Source organism: Paenibacillus donghaensis (assembly GCF_002192415.1).
In the GTDB taxonomy this organism is placed as follows: Bacteria; Bacillota; Bacilli; order Paenibacillales; family Paenibacillaceae; genus Paenibacillus_AQ; species Paenibacillus_AQ donghaensis.
The window spans coordinates 2,795,246-2,809,777 of record NZ_CP021780.1 but is presented as its reverse complement, the minus strand read 5'-3'; the positions used below and the strand labels follow the sequence as shown (position 1 = coordinate 2,809,777).

Annotated in this window: 11 protein-coding genes and 1 pseudogene; 3 read left to right on the top strand and 9 right to left on the bottom strand. The window is 52.2% G+C overall.

Annotation, left to right across the window (positions count from 1 at the left end):
- Nucleotides 1-27: 27 nt before the first annotated feature.
- Complete coding sequence (pdxR, locus tag B9T62_RS12230; protein WP_087915508.1) at nucleotides 28-1,446, top strand: MocR-like pyridoxine biosynthesis transcription factor PdxR; 1,419 nt, start codon at nucleotides 28-30, stop codon at nucleotides 1,444-1,446.
- Here the strand turns inward: pdxR and B9T62_RS12225 are convergent.
- The 4 genes and pseudogenes from B9T62_RS12225 to B9T62_RS12210 all read right to left on the bottom strand — a co-directional run.
- Nucleotides 1,441-1,752 (bottom strand): annotated as a pseudogene (locus B9T62_RS12225) (GNAT family N-acetyltransferase); the annotation flags it as partial. The gene pdxR and the pseudogene B9T62_RS12225 sit on opposite strands and share 6 nt — an antisense overlap.
- Before the next feature lie 218 nt (nucleotides 1,753-1,970).
- A complete protein-coding gene (locus B9T62_RS12220) occupies nucleotides 1,971-2,510 on the bottom strand; it encodes a hypothetical protein (protein ID WP_087915506.1) in 540 nt (179 codons plus the stop codon).
- A 766-nt stretch (nucleotides 2,511-3,276) separates the two neighbouring features.
- Nucleotides 3,277-5,034, bottom strand: coding sequence for a sensor histidine kinase (locus tag B9T62_RS12215; protein ID WP_087915505.1), 1,758 nt, complete (start codon nucleotides 5,032-5,034; stop codon nucleotides 3,277-3,279).
- Nucleotides 5,031-5,789: a response regulator transcription factor gene (locus B9T62_RS12210; RefSeq protein ID WP_087915504.1), complete on the bottom strand. Its 759-nt coding sequence runs from the start codon at nucleotides 5,787-5,789 to the stop codon at nucleotides 5,031-5,033. Before B9T62_RS12210 ends, B9T62_RS12215 begins: the two co-directional genes overlap by 4 nt.
- A 198-nt stretch (nucleotides 5,790-5,987) precedes the next feature.
- On the opposite strand from B9T62_RS12210, the gene B9T62_RS12205 reads away from it, so the two are divergent.
- Both B9T62_RS12205 and B9T62_RS12200 read left to right on the top strand, forming a co-directional pair.
- Nucleotides 5,988-7,019, top strand: coding sequence for a M23 family metallopeptidase (locus B9T62_RS12205; protein WP_245864428.1), 1,032 nt, complete (start codon nucleotides 5,988-5,990; stop codon nucleotides 7,017-7,019).
- A 26-nt stretch (nucleotides 7,020-7,045) separates the two neighbouring features.
- A complete protein-coding gene (locus tag B9T62_RS12200; protein WP_087915503.1) occupies nucleotides 7,046-7,522 on the top strand; it encodes a small multi-drug export protein in 477 nt (158 codons plus the stop codon).
- Between the two features lie 35 nt (nucleotides 7,523-7,557).
- Here B9T62_RS12200 and B9T62_RS12195 read toward each other — a convergent pair whose 3' ends face one another.
- From B9T62_RS12195 to kdpF, 5 genes are all read right to left on the bottom strand, one after another.
- A complete protein-coding gene (locus B9T62_RS12195) occupies nucleotides 7,558-9,882 on the bottom strand; it encodes a histidine kinase (RefSeq protein WP_087915502.1) in 2,325 nt (774 codons plus the stop codon).
- A complete protein-coding gene (kdpC, locus tag B9T62_RS12190; RefSeq protein ID WP_087915501.1) occupies nucleotides 9,869-10,492 on the bottom strand; it encodes a potassium-transporting ATPase subunit KdpC in 624 nt (207 codons plus the stop codon). The genes B9T62_RS12195 and kdpC overlap by 14 nt, the downstream gene beginning before the upstream one ends.
- Before the next feature lie 37 nt (nucleotides 10,493-10,529).
- Complete coding sequence (gene kdpB / locus B9T62_RS12185) at nucleotides 10,530-12,563, bottom strand: potassium-transporting ATPase subunit KdpB (RefSeq protein ID WP_087915500.1); 2,034 nt, start codon at nucleotides 12,561-12,563, stop codon at nucleotides 10,530-10,532.
- A 16-nt stretch (nucleotides 12,564-12,579) separates the two neighbouring features.
- Nucleotides 12,580-14,256 (bottom strand): potassium-transporting ATPase subunit KdpA, encoded by a 1,677-nt coding sequence (kdpA, locus tag B9T62_RS12180; RefSeq protein ID WP_087915499.1) that lies wholly within the window; start codon nucleotides 14,254-14,256, stop codon nucleotides 12,580-12,582.
- 139 nt (nucleotides 14,257-14,395) lie between these two features.
- Entirely contained in the window at nucleotides 14,396-14,461 is a 66-nt protein-coding gene (gene kdpF / locus B9T62_RS41765) for a K(+)-transporting ATPase subunit F (protein WP_157794196.1), read from the bottom strand.
- Between the last annotated feature and the right edge of the window lie 71 nt (nucleotides 14,462-14,532).

Genomic DNA, 14,532 nt, shown 5'->3' with positions numbered 1-14,532 from the left:
AGCCAGTTCAAGGAGGTAGTAGGTAGTATGTGGGGAATCGAGTTACGGTTTAAAGATGAAATCAGCCTGTCTCGTCAAATTTTTCTTACATTAAAAGAGCGTATAGTAACAGGCCAAATTTCACAGCGAGAGGCATTGCCGTCTACGCGTGAGCTTGCCAAAGGGTTGGGGATTTCCCGAAATACAGTTTGCGAAGCGTATGATATGCTCTTAACCGAAGGTTTCATTATCAGCCGTCAAGGCGCGCCATCTCGCGTGGCGGAGGGTCTTCATATTCACACCTATAAAAAAGCGGATATGCCTGCCGAAACGAGAAGCGATAGTCCACCCATCTTATGGGATTTTAAAACTGGCCAGCCGGATTTATCCCTTTTCCCATGGTCTCTTTGGAGCCAAATGATAAGAGATGCAGCAATCTGTCTACCTGTTCAAGAATTGGAATATAACGGCCCTAAAGGGTATCAGCCTTTGTGTGAGGAAATTTCCCAGTGGTTATTTCGCAGCAGGGGTATGGAAGTCCATCCAGAAGATATATTTATCACGTCAGGGGCCATGCAGGCGCTTCATTTGCTTGTGGATCTACTCTATAAAGAGGGACAAGTCTTTGCTATAGAAGATCCCTCTCATCCGGGAATCCGTACAGTCATTGCCGACAAAGGATATCCCCTACATACTATGCAGGTAGATGAGCAAGGGGCGGATATTTCTTCACTTGAAGGCAAAGCTGTTTCAGCGGTTTATGTCACACCCTCCCATCAATTCCCATTAGGCGGTATTCTTCCGGCTGGCCGCCGTGCTGCGCTTATACGTCTTGCAATAGAACATGATTTTTATATTATTGAGGATGATTATGACAGCGAATTCCGTTATATCGGTCCTCCTGTAAGTCCGATTTATTCAATGGACTCCTCTCATGTGATCTATGTAGGTACTTTCAGCAAAACAGTATTCCCTGCCCTTCGGCTGGGCTTTGCAGTTTTACCCAAACCACTGCAGGCCAGATGGAAACATTATCGAAACTTTATGGATGTTCAAAATCCTGTTCTGGAACAAGCTGCACTGGCTGAATTTCTGCGTAAGCGGAAGATGGATAAGCATGTTCAGCATATGCGTCAAGTATATAGTGACAAAAGAAAAATACTATTAAGTTCGATCGAGAATGCTTTTGGGAATTCTGTACGTCCTTGGGGGGATGCGTCCGGCCTGCACGTGGCGCTTCAATTTCCGGGAATGGAATTCGAGAAACAGTTCGTGCGAGACAGCACTGAGGCGGGCATACGAGTATACCCGTTAACACAGTTTTGTCCCGCACAAGATAACCATAAAGATAAACTTCTTATAGGGTATGGACATCTAAGCCAAACACAGATTCAAGAGGGGGTCCGGGCGCTGCACCAGTTTTTAAAAAAGAATGATCTAGCTGCAGGGGAAGCTAAACTTCTATAAGGTTTTCTCGAAAATAAACTGGCCATCAGCCACCTTGGTTTGGGTGTAGCCGCATTTTTTATAGAAGTGGTGATTTCTCACACTCCAAGCGGGGGTGTCCAGCCACCAATGCCGGGAATCCGGGAATTGCTGCTCAATCGCTCTCATCGCCCGGGTTCCATAGCCCTGATTATGAACACCCGGATCCAGATAGATCCGTCCTACATTATGAACCTTGTGCTGATCAACGAAAATAATAGCGCCGCCAGCAATGAGATCGTCCAGGATGATTTTGAAATAATGCCCATGCTGCATCATGTCGATCTGCCAAGCTTCTGAATCATATCCCGGCTGCCTAACAGGACTTGTCTTGCTGTTTTATGAAATGAATCCCATTACCTCTGTCCAAGCAACATATATTTGTAAAATTATCTCAGTCCGCATTCTATCATACATCTGTCTGGACAACGGATACAATAAAAGCCTGCGGGTTACACAGACTTTTGTGTCTCTTTTTTACATCTCTGAAGTTCAATCTTAACTCGTTAACGCTTAGGCCAATTTTTGACGATATCTGATTCCTCAATTTCTGTAAAAACAGTTTGGTACGAGCTATCCAGCTTGTTATTTAGGTCCATCTGTACACCGGTATATGTAGTCATCAAATTGGCAACGCCCGATTCATCGATTCTAGCATGGATCGCTTCTTGTTTCTGCCGCTCATCCCAGAGTACGGTGAAGTCATAACTTTTAATCTCAGGGAAGAAGTTGTTCACATTCCAGGCATAGCTGGCAAGCGAGCGATAAACTTCTTCTTTGGTAGCTCTGGATGCGATCTCCGGTATCAAACTGACTTCTATGCTGTACTTATCATCTTGTTCCGTAAGTGTGTACTTCTCAACGAATCTAAAGCATTGATGTGTGTAGCTGTCTATTCTTTCATCGATAAACTCAGTTTGAGCTTGCCTTTTGGGGTCTGGGGCTGGGGACTCTTTATCAATAGAATTTGAAGAACAAGCGGACAGAAGGAGTAGTCCCAACAAGAGGAAAAGTACAGCAACAATGTATAGTTTAGTCTTTTTCATTGCAACCTCCTTGGCTGGATTTGCCTCATTATTGATTATATTCCCATATATCCAAGTGACTTATCTCACTAAATTCGGACTTTTAATCAACAAAAGAGTTACTACTTAGGTTCCAGCGAGTTAAGAAGGTTATCTTGGAACCTTCGGAGTAATTAGATGCGAAACTGGTTACTACTTAGGACCCTGCGAGGATATAGAAGTTTACTTGCGAAGGTTAGGGGATTGCACTACCGTAATCCAAACCCTCTCCACCCGAACTTCAGGTAACCCACGTCCTAACGGACCGTATAGCCTCTATTTCCTCATTTCTGCGCTGGTTTGGAATGTAACGGACCGCATAGCCTCTATATCGGAAAAACAGGCCTTACCTAGTGGGTTTCGGCTTGAATAGGGGCTCCTGAGTCCGTTAGAGCTGCAAAACAGCCTTTTTACAGCAAATAGGGGCTCCTGAGTCCGTTAATAGTCTGAAAGTTAATCACGGGTTACTGGCGACGGCCTACAGTTGTTATTCTTAGCCTCCTTGTCGCGCGGTGTTGTATGAGAGGATCGGACGAGTAATACATGGAACACAACGGTGCTCTAAGTAGTAACCGAAACTGCAACTAAATTCAGCTGAAGCTCCTGTCACAAGGCGAATAAGTGCTATGGAAAAAATCCACCAATTAGATGCATCTTCGCAACTAAATCGGTGGATCCTCTTTAACATCCTAATTATGAAACTTTCATAGAGTTGATCATATGGTTGCCTAGGTAGTAAAATTAGCTCTTAGCTCCCGAAGATCAACAGAATAACCGTCCCTTCTCCTAGCACGGTTTCCACCGCAATCCGCCCCCCCATGGCTTCGATCAGCCCCTTGGCAATCGCCATCCCCAGCCCCGATCCTTGGGACGGAGAAGCTGTGTCGGTGCCGCGGTAATAGCGTTCAAACAGCCGCTCCAAGGTTGCTTCATCCATGCCATCGCCATTGTCTGCGAAGCGGATCGTATAACCGCTTCCGGCTTCAGCAGCCAGCAGCGAAACGGTCAGCACGGTGTCCGGGGGATTATGCAGCAGCGCATTAGCGGCCACATTGTTGACCACCCGCTCCAGCCAAGGAGTGTATATCTTAGCCCAGACCTCCTGAGGTGCTGCATAGTAAATGATCCGCTGCTGCTCGCCATAGGCCGGATCGGCAGCAGCTTGATCAAGTGCCCGCCGCAGCCAGGCGTTCAATTCAATGTCCAGCGTTGCCGGAGGAAGAATCCCCGACTTCAGGCGATAGGTCATGGCAAGGTCGTTGATCAGCAGGTCCATATGGGCCGATTTGTCCAGCATAGTCCCCGAGAATCTGCGGACCTCCTCCAGAGACCATTCATAGGAAGGCTCCGCCAACAGATGGGCATAACCCGTGATGGAGGATAACGGGGTTTTGAGATCATGGGTGATGCCTGCGATCCATTCTTCCCGCAGGTTCTCAGTCTGCTTGCGCATCGCCTGCTCTCGCTGGAGGGCGGAAGAAAGCTTCTCAATGGAGACCATCACGTCAGAGAATACACGGTATCTCCGTCTCCATTTACCTGTCGGAGTACGGCTGCGATGGTATCCTCTCCGGTCTACAGGCTCCTGGTAAATGGAATTGCCGATGGCATCCAGCCATAGGAGCATGTGGAGCATCGGTGCCCCGAAGCGGTGGGCTTGCCACAGGGAGAGCAGCACGAACAGGATCAGCAGAGCGGCGAGCATGGCGGTCGCGCCGATAATGACGACCTGAGTCTCCTCAGGAATCAGGGCTGCTGTACCCGCCCCGCTTTTCTTGGCAAGCGGTTCACCAACCAGCCATGTCTGCCCGGTCTCTGTATTATATGATGAGATCATATGATAATTGTAACGGTCACTGTAAGTGGTACGGAGCACAAGCTCTTGAATCGAATATTGCGCGGGTATAACATCCGGTTTGTTGTAAGAGAGCAATTCCATGCCTTCCGAATCAATCAGCTGGACAAATACCTCCTTTCTCTGCAGTTCCAGCCTTATAGATTCCGGTAGTTCAGGCATGCCTTCTGTAGCTGAAATGCTTAGTCCGCTGACCTGCTCCAGCAGAGGACTCATGACATTGGGGGCCCCATACACCAGAGTGAACTGCCGTCCTCCCTTCACTTCAGTCCATAACGCAAGGCGGTAAGGAAACGGCTTGGTCCCGGTCCAATAGGCAACCAGCTCACCCGGTCCATACTGCGTAGGCACATCTTTAGAAGTATTATAGGCACTTTCAACCTGCCCGTGCTCGTCCAGGCTCTGCAACCACCCGTTATTCTTCTTCACCTGCTCCAGCAGCTCCGGTGCAAACCGGATGCCTTCCTTGCTCAGCTCTGAGGATTCAGCCAGCCGTTCCAGTCCAACACTGGCGAAATCTCGCGTAATGCTGATCTCGCTAAACCGCTGCAGCATCCACACCACCGTCAGTGCGGCAATCAGCAGCACAATCAGGCCTGCAATAGCCAGCTGCAGAATGAACCGCATCGTCAGTCTGCGTTTGAAATTCATGGCGTGGACAGCCCCTGCGGCTCTGCCCGGACCAGTTTATAGCCCATCCCTCTAACGTTAACGATAAATTTCGGATTGGACGGATCGGCTTCAATCCGCTCCCTGATCCGGTGAATATGGACCATCACCGTGTTATCGTCGCTGAAGGTCTCCACTCCCCATACCTTCTCATACAGCTCGCTTTTGCTGAAGATCTGATTAGGGTGCCTGCAGAGGAACAGCAGCAGCTGGAACACCAGCGCCGGACAAGAAACCGCTTGTCCTTCAACCAGCAGTTCACCTGCTGACTCATCCAACCGAAAGCGTCCATAATCGAAGATACTTGCAGCTTTATTAGGGCCTCCCGCCTCGGTCTGCCGCTTGTTGTCTGGCTGGCTGGCCGAAGCCAGGCGGCGGCGCAGCTGCGCTTTGATTCGGGCAACCACCTCCAGCGGATTAAACGGTTTGGTAATATAATCATCTCCGCCAATGGCAAACCCGGTAAGCTTGTCGAAGTCGGAGGTACGGGCGCTCAGAAACAGGATCGGCGCGTCTGTCGTCTGCCGCAGAAAAGGGCAGATCTCAATGCCGCTGCGCCCCGGCAGCATTACATCCAGTACAATCAGATCATATCTTTTGGCATTGCAGGCGATTATCGCCTCTTCGCCCGTAGTTGCGGTATCTATATTCGTATAACCTTCCTTGCGCAGCACCGTCTCCAACAGTTCCAGCAGGGACTGCTCATCATCTACAAGCAAAATGGACACGTCATTCATTCAGGCAAGCTCCTTCCGCTGTTTGCAACTGGTTTTATCATATCATGTTTCCCCGTCACCCTGAATCCCGCCAATCTTAACGGAAGCTTAATTCGTGTTCCCGGCAGACCAGCACAATTAAGACAATGGTAAGACAGGGTTTCAACTGAGATAAGACTGTGCTGTTACGATAAGGTTATTGAAGGGGGCGAAACAGGAATGAGAACATCGACAACCATGAACAGCAGAGCAGGAAGATCCGCAAGAACAGCCTTGGCAGTGGGGGCCATTGCCGTATTACTGACCGCTTGTGGAGGAGGAGATGAGAAAATGAAACCTGATACGGAGGCTGCACAGACCGCTGTTCCGTCCATGGAGGCGAGTCAGAACACCCTGACTCCCGAAGAGCTGCCTACAGCACTACTGGAAGGCCAACACAAGGAGATCTATGCCCGCTTCAGCCTGACCCTGAAAGAGGCAATCAGTGAAGAGGATTTGACCGCGACAGCAGAAGGGTTCATTGAGGGAATAGAATCCTTGGCTTTATCTACTACTCTATTCCATAATGGGACTGAACAGCGTACATGGCTGAGTAACACTGGAAATAAAGGGATGATGGCCATCTTTGATCCTGAGGGGGTTATTCTCGGCATCCAGGTTCTGGAGTTGGCCTCATCGCCGGAAACCGACGCCAAGCTGACCAAGGTCGAATATGCCCTGCCTTTTGAAGGCGACTGGTTAGTCTACTGGGGAGGCACCAATGTGTTTGAGAATTATCATTACGAATATGAGAGCCAGCGCTACGCTTATGATTTCATTCAGGCGAAGGACAATTACTCTTACACAGGCGATCCTCTTAAGAATGAGAGCTATTATGCTTTTGGGAAGAAAATCTTTGCTCCAGCCGACGGAACGGTAGTATCAGTGGTGAATGAGATTGCCGATAATGAGCCGGTGGGTGTAATGAATCCGAAGCAACCTGCCGGGAATGTGGTGGTCATTGACCATGGTGGGGAATACAGTTACCTGGCGCACCTGAAACAAGGCTCGGCTGCTGTGAAAGCGGGTGATCAGGTGAAGCAAGGGGATTTCATCGGCTTGACCGGAAATTCAGGGAACAGCAGCGAACCCCATCTGCACTTCCAGGTCTCGGACGGAGCTGATTTATTCGCGGCAAAAGCGATTAATATACTGTGGGAGGGCAAACTAAAGCCTGTTCAGGGTGAGACTGTGACTCCTATTGCACCTTAGAATGTTCAGAATCTGGAGGGTATATGATGATTGAATGGCTTCAGCAAGCGGATGGGATCTGGCAGTATTTCGTATTATTCCTCTTGGCGGCTGCACCTTGGCTCGATGTGTTCCTGGTTGTGCCGCTTGGGATTGTGGCCGGATTGTCTCCTGTGGCTGTGGCGATTACCGGTTTCGCAGGCAACCTGCTCATGACTGTGTTGATCGGCCTCTTCTTCAAGCAGCTGTCGGACTGGAGAGCGAAACGCAGGGAGAAGAAAGGCATTATCGCACCATCGAGAAAAGAAACAAGGGCCAAGGCGGTCTGGGAGCGTTATGGTCTTCCCGGTCTTGCCCTGCTGGCCCCGCTGATTCTCGGCACGGATCTGGCTACTATATTGGCCTTGTCATTTGGTTCATCCAGAGTACGGGTCATCCAGTGGATGACGGTCAGTCTGACGGTATGGACCCTTGCCATGACCCTCGGTTCTGTATATGGATTTGGTTACATGAAATGGATCTAAGGCCTCGGCCTTAGATCCATTGTGCTGATTCTGGATTAATCTGTACCCTGCGGCTCGTAATCGGCGACAATCAGCATATCCATATGACGGGCGTGGCGCAGCAAATAATGCACGAAGCTTTCTTGGAATAAGCTGCGCCACAAGGGTCTCCGGGACTGTCCGATGATCAGCTGTGTCGTCTTCAGCTCGTTCATCCGCTGTAGCAAGTGGTCATGTTTATGGGCACGTGTGCTGGTAGCGCCCACTTCCATGTTCCCGCCCAACCGCTCTGTCAGCTGTCGCAGCTGATCCAGCCGCTTCTGCTGCTCAGGTGTCTGGGTCCCGCCGCAATGCACATAATGCACATACCACTCCGCCTTCAGGCGGTGTGCAATCCGGAATCCGCGGCGAATCAACCGCTCTGCCCTCGCATCCATATTTACACAGACGAAGATGATTTCGCGTCTGCTCCAGGCCCCACGCAGTGAGGTGTCGCGGTCCCAAGCCTCCAGGCGTTCATCTACATCATCGGCAATTTCGCGCAGGGCCAACTCACGCAGCGCGATCAGATTGCCAATTCTGAAGAAAGACTCCAGTGCCTGATTCACCTTCTCGGAGGCATAAATTCTACCTGAACGCATCCGCTCCTGCAGCATTTGCGGGGTGACGTCGATCAGCTCCACTTCGCTCGCCATCTTTAGAATCGCATCTGGCACCGTTTCCCGGACACGGACACCGGTCAATTGAGCTACCGCATCGTTCAAGCTCTCCAGATGCTGCACGTTGACAGTGGTGATCACCGAGATGCCTTGTTCCAGCAGGCGGATCACATCCTCATAGCGTTTACGGTTGACACTGCCCGGCATATTGGTATGTGCCAGTTCATCCACCAGCACCACCTCTGGGTGGCGGGATATAATTGCGTCCGTATCCATTTCCTCTAGCTGTGTTCCCTGATAGGGTATGATTGCCCTTGGGATCGTCAAGAGTCCGCCGATTTGCTCCAACGTTTCCCGCCTGCCATGGGTTTCGAGCAGACCGATCACCACATCGATGCCCCGCTTCAGCAGAAGATTGCCTTCCTGCAGCATTTTGTAGGTTTTGCCCACGCCCGGTGCCGCTCCGATATATACCTTGAAGGTGCCACGGCGGATCGTTTCGATCTTCTTCTCCAGCTCCTCCGTGGTCAGCCGGTGAAAAGGCTCACTGCTCCCCTCCGGTTTCGCTTTAATCGGCAGAATCCGTTCTCCCTCCTGCTCAGCCCGGTCAGCCATCAGAAACACATCGATATGCCGGGTGGCACGCAGGACGCGGTTGGCTATGGAGCCTTGCCATTTCTCCTGCCAGCGGCTTCTCCGGGAATGGCCCATGACGATCCTGGTTACGTTGTTCCGCAGCGCGTACCGAACGAGCAGAGCCGGCAGTTGGCGCATATGTATCAGAGGAAGCTCCTCGAATCCGGCGTTCACCCGCTCCACCAGCTTAACGATAGAACGCTTAAATGATTGCTGCTCCGGGGTCAGCGCCCGCTTGGGCAGAGTGAATGTCACCACCATCAGCTCTCCACCAAGCCGCCGCGCAATCTGTTGGCCTCTTCTTACATATAAGGAACCGTTCCAGTGGTACTGAGCAGACACAAGAATCCGTTCCGCCGCGCCGGAAGGTCCGATCAGCCCTTGCTCCTCCCGGTGTTTCTCCAGTGAATCGTTGACGCCTTCCGCCACCAGACGCAGAGACAGCTCGCGCAGTACCCCGAGATTGCCCCGGCGGGACATCGCCGGATGAGGTTCACCACCCAGAATGCCCTCATCGATCCGCTTCAGAATGGTTTCCGGGGAGACATCAATTAGGCGAACCTCATCCGCGAGTTCCAGCGTATTCTGCGGTACTGTGTCCTCTGCCATAATTCCCGTCAGCTGATAGACTAGCTCTTCCGTTCCAGCCAGCTCATATACATTAATCGTCGTAATCACACTGATGCCATGATCCATCAGATAGCGGATATCCTCCAGCCTTGTGGCAAAGCGGGCCGACTCCCGGTTGCGGTGGGCCAGACCATCTACCAGCAGCACCTCGGGATTGCGTTCCAGCAGCGCCTCCAGTGGAAGATCCTTCTGCTCCTTGCCCTCCCGCAGCCAATGGATGCTGGGCACCCGCTCCAGATCCAGCAGTTGTTCAATGGTTTCAGAGCGCTGCATGGTGGATACGGCGCTGATCACTACATCGATACCTTGCTCTTTCAGTAGTCTGCCTTCCTGGAGCATGTGATAGGTTTTGCCTGATCCACTGACCGACCCAATGATGATCTTCAGCCTGCCCTGATGCAGCCGGTAGATGGAATACAGAATTTCTTCTGCGGATTTGCGTTTATAAGGCCCCATGCAGTTCAGATAAAGCAATGTTCAGCTTCAGCACATTGACCCGTTTCTCGCCGAACAAGCCCAAGTCGCGGCCTTCGGTGTAACGGTCCACCAATTCTTCCAGCTGTGCGGCCGGAATTCCAGTCACTTGGCTGACCCGAGGAATCTGCACGATTGCCGATTGCGGCGTAATATGCGGGTCCAGACCCGAACCCGAATTGGTTGCAAGGTCTACAGGCAGCTTGGCAATCGGGACATCCGGGTTGTCCTGCTGCCACTGGGCAATGAAATCCTGAGTACGCTTCAGCATGTCCGGGTTAGACGGACCATAGTTATTGGAACCAGAAGCGCCCGCCTGATATTCGATGCTTGATACCCGTCCATGAAACCGCCCTGGATCAGTGAAATTCTGCCCGATCAATTCTGAGCCGACTACTGCTCCGGCTGTATTCTTCAGCAGGCTGCCGTTGGCCTGTGAAGGCATCAGCACCTGGGCGATGGCTGTAGCCGTCAACGGGTACACGATCCCACAGAGAAGGATGAATAACACGCTAAGCCTTACGATGATCAAGAAATAGGAGCCTGATGACGCAGATTGTTGCTCTTTGGCACCTTCTGTGGATTCTTCCATAACGTTGTCACCCTTTCAGTAAATAGTATAGTCACTGCTAAATCCAGATGCTTACCAGCAGATCGATCAGCTTGATGCCGGCAAACGGAACAAGCACACCGCCAAGCCCGTAGATCAGAATATTCCGTCCCAGCAGCTTCGTGGAACTCATGGGTTTGTACGACACGCCTCTCATCGCCAGCGGAATTAGCAGCGGGATGATGATCGCGTTGAAGATCAGCGCCGATATAATCGCTGAGCTTGGAGAGCCGAGCCCCATCACATTCAAGACTTCCATCTCCGGAATCGCCAGCGTGAACATGGCTGGAATGATAGCGAAATATTTAGCGATGTCGTTCGCGATACTGAACGTCGTCAGGGCGCCCCGCGTCATCAGCAGCTGCTTGCCGATCGCTACCACCTCAATAATCTTCGAGGGGTCAGAGTCCAGATCAACCATGTTGGCCGCTTCCTTGGCTGCGGTAGTCCCGCTGTTCATCGCCAACCCCACATCGGCCTGGGCCAGCGCGGGCGCATCATTGGTGCCGTCTCCGGTCATGGCGACCAGCTTGCCTTCGTTCTGCTCACGGCGAATGACGGCGATCTTGTCCTCCGGCGTGCTCTCGGCGATGAAATCGTCCACTCCGGCCTCACGGGCAATGGTGGCGGCGGTCAGCGGATTATCGCCTGTACACATGATTGTCTTGATGCCCATGCTCCGCAGCTCATCGAAGCGTTCCTTCATGCCGGGCTTGACGGTATCCTTCAGATAGATCAGACCGTAGATGCGGTGATCTACCGCCACCGCAAGCGGCGTGCCGCCCTGCCGGGCAATAACATCCGAGCCGCTGTCCAGATCTGCCGGGACGGTTCCGCCTTTTGCAAGCACCCATGTCTTGACGGAATCCACCGCACCTTTGCGCACCGAACGTCCATCAGCCAGATCGATCCCGCTCATCCGCGTCTCCGCTCTGAACTCAACGAAGACCCCGCCTGCTGCCAGAGCGCTGTCATAGCTGAGTCCCAGCTTCCTGGCCAGCTCCAGCACAGAACGTCCTTCCGGGGTCTCATCCTTCAAGGAGCTGACCGCGGCCCAGGCGGCTAGCTCGCTGTCCGATTCATTGCCCATGGCAACGAATTCGCTCGCCATCCGGTTGCCGAAGGTAATCGTTCCGGTCTTGTCGAGAATCATCGTGTTGATGTCCCCTGCCGCTTCCACTGCTTTGCCGGACATCGCCAGCACGTTGAACTGGGTAACCCGGTCCATCCCGGCAATGCCGATGGCAGAGAGCAGTCCGCCGATTGTTGTAGGAATCAGGCAGACCAGCAAGGCAATCATCACCGGAATTTCCAGCGTAATGCCGAGATAACCGGCAATCGGCTTAAGGGTAACGACAACGATCAGGAAGATAATCGTCAAGCTGATCAGCAGCGTGTTGAGCGCAATTTCATTTGGCGTCTTCTGGCGTTTGGCCCCTTCCACCAGCGAAATCATCCGGTCCAGGAAGGATTCGCCGGGATCACTGGTGATGCGTACCTTGATCCTATCGCTGACAACCCGTGTTCCGCCGGTGACCGAACCAAAGTCGCCTCCGGCTTCCTTGATTACCGGCGCAGATTCGCCGGTAATCGCTGACTCATCTACGGAAGCAAGCCCTTCGATCACCTCGCCGTCGCCGGGGATCATCTCCCCTTGGCTGACAACGACGACATCTCCTTTTCGCAGCTCGGAGGCCGGAACCTGCTTGAGAGCGGCTCCGGTCATTTTATTGGCTGTAATATCCTGCTTGGTTTGTTTGAGCGAATCGGCCTGCGCCTTGCCGCGCCCTTCTGCCAGCGCTTCTGCGAAGTTGGCGAACAGCACGGTAAACAGCAGGATACACAATACAGATAGATTGAAGCCAACCGAATGCTCAGCGTGGAAATAACCCGGCATAAGCACCATTAACAGGACGATCAATGTGCCAATCTCGACTACAAACATGACCGGATTCTTCATCAAGGTCATGGGATTCAGCTTCACGAAGCTATCTTTTACCGCGCTGAGTAGGATGGGGCCGGTCAGCAGTTTTTTTCTTGGTACGGTACTCATCTTGATCTCCCTCTTCCTACTGTAAAGTTAAATATTCTGCAATCGGACCAAGTACAAGCACCGGGAGAAAGGTCAGTGCCCCGATGATCAGCACGGTACCGATCAGAATGCCGGTGAACAGGCCATTGTCCGTGCGGAAGGTGCCGATCGTCTCAGGAACCGGTCTTTTGCGCAGCAAGGAACCCGCTACGGCCAGCATCGCGATAATCGATACATAACGGCCGAGCAGCATCACTACCCCAGTGGTAAGATTCCAGAAGGAGGTGTTGTCTGCCAGCCCTTCGAAGCCTGAACCGTTATTGGCAGCAGAAGAGACATATTCATATAGCACCTGGGTCAGCCCGTGATAGCCTGGATTAGAAATGCTGCCTGTACCCAGCTCGGTCAGGAAGGCTCCTGCCGTAGGCAGCAGAATTATCAGCGGATGGACGAGGATCGCGATCGCAATCAGCTTCATCTCCCTCGCTTCGATCTTCCTCCCCAGGAATTCCGGTGTTCTGCCAACCATCAGCCCGCAGAGGAAGACGCCGAGCATGGCGTACATCAGCATATTGACCAACCCGACCCCTTTGCCTCCAAATACATTGTTCAGCATCATCAGCGTAAGTGGCGTGATGCTGCCCAGTGGGGTTAACGTATCATGCATATTATTCACACTGCCAGTGGTGGCAGCCGTAGTTACGGTAGTGAACAGTGCCGATTGGGCGATTCCGAAACGGACCTCCTTGCCTTCTATATTGCCCTGAGAGGCATCGATGCCCGTCGCCTGAATAGCCGGGTTGCCCTGGGTTTCAGCGTAATAGTTCAGTCCCAGCAGCAGCACGAACAAGGTCATCATGGCACTGAACAGCATCCAGCCCTGCCGTTTGTTCTTCGCAAACAATCCATACATGTAAGGCAGTGATGCCGGCAGCAGCCACATGGAGAGGATCTCCAGTACATTAGTCAGCGGGCTGGGATTCTCGAACGGATGTGCCGAGTTGGCCCCGAAGAAGCCGCCGCCGTTCGTGCCCAGATGTTTGATCGATTCCAGTGAGGCAATCGGCCCGATGGCAATCTGCTGTGTTTGGCCTTCCAGAGTAGTTAACTCAAGTGTCGGCTTCAGTGTCTGCGGTACCTGCAGTCCGACCATAATTAGGGTCATCAGCAGCGCCAGCGGCAGAAAGACCCGCACATGAGCTTTGACGAAATCCTCGAAGAAGTTCCCGACCGACGAGCGTCCGGTAATGCCTCTGACAAAAGCCAGCGCCACGCTGAACCCGCTGGCTGCCGAGGTGAACATCAGCATCGTCATGACCGCCATCTGCGAGAAATAGGAGACGCCTGTTTCCCCGCTGTAGTGCTGCAGATTGGTATTGGTCATGAAGCTGATCACCGTGTTGAAGCTGAGTGTCTGTTCCATGCTGCCGATGCCGCTGGGATTCAACGGAAGGCCCTTCTGCAGCCGCAGGATGAGATAGCCGAAGGCGACCAGCACGATGTTGGTTACCAAGAAGCTGATTGCATATTTCTTCCAGGACATGCCGCCTCGCCGCTTCAGCCCGATCAGGCGGTAGATCACCTTTTCCGGCCCGGCGAATAGTCTGTCCGTTCGGTTCGGTTCATTGGAGAAGACATAATATAGATAAGTTCCTGCCGGCTTCACCAGCAGCAGCAGAATAAGAATAACTACGATCAATTGCACAATTCCCACGAATGCCCCTCCTTTTTAAAAATAGAAGAAAGTATATGTTTTCCGCTATCCTTCATCCTTCTATTTCTCGCTGAAACTCCCCGTCCTTTAAATGGACGGCGAAGCCGTTTGCACTTGTAGCAAGCTGTCTTGTTGATGTTCAGAATTTCTCGGGATGGATCAAGGCGTACACCAGATAGAGAAACAACAGCAGGGTTGCTATCATCACTACAGTCACTGTCCATTCCCCCCTGCATCGTCGACCACATGCCCACACCACTGGATAAAAGCATAGAA

What these genes read in the sequence shown, in the direction of transcription:
- pdxR (WP_087915508.1), top strand. Translation starts at nt 28, where the DNA reads ATGTGGGGAATCGAGTTACGGTTTAAAGATGAAATCAGCCTGTCTCGT.
- B9T62_RS12220 (WP_087915506.1), bottom strand. Translation starts at nt 2,510, where the DNA reads ATGAAAAAGACTAAACTATACATTGTTGCTGTACTTTTCCTCTTGTTG.
- B9T62_RS12215 (WP_087915505.1), bottom strand. Translation starts at nt 5,034, where the DNA reads ATGAATTTCAAACGCAGACTGACGATGCGGTTCATTCTGCAGCTGGCT.
- B9T62_RS12210 (WP_087915504.1), bottom strand. Translation starts at nt 5,789, where the DNA reads ATGAATGACGTGTCCATTTTGCTTGTAGATGATGAGCAGTCCCTGCTG.
- B9T62_RS12205 (WP_245864428.1), top strand. Translation starts at nt 5,988, where the DNA reads ATGAGAACATCGACAACCATGAACAGCAGAGCAGGAAGATCCGCAAGA.
- B9T62_RS12200 (WP_087915503.1), top strand. Translation starts at nt 7,046, where the DNA reads ATGATTGAATGGCTTCAGCAAGCGGATGGGATCTGGCAGTATTTCGTA.
- B9T62_RS12195 (WP_087915502.1), bottom strand. Translation starts at nt 9,882, where the DNA reads ATGGGGCCTTATAAACGCAAATCCGCAGAAGAAATTCTGTATTCCATC.
- kdpC (WP_087915501.1), bottom strand. Translation starts at nt 10,492, where the DNA reads ATGGAAGAATCCACAGAAGGTGCCAAAGAGCAACAATCTGCGTCATCA.
- kdpB (WP_087915500.1), bottom strand. Translation starts at nt 12,563, where the DNA reads ATGAGTACCGTACCAAGAAAAAAACTGCTGACCGGCCCCATCCTACTC.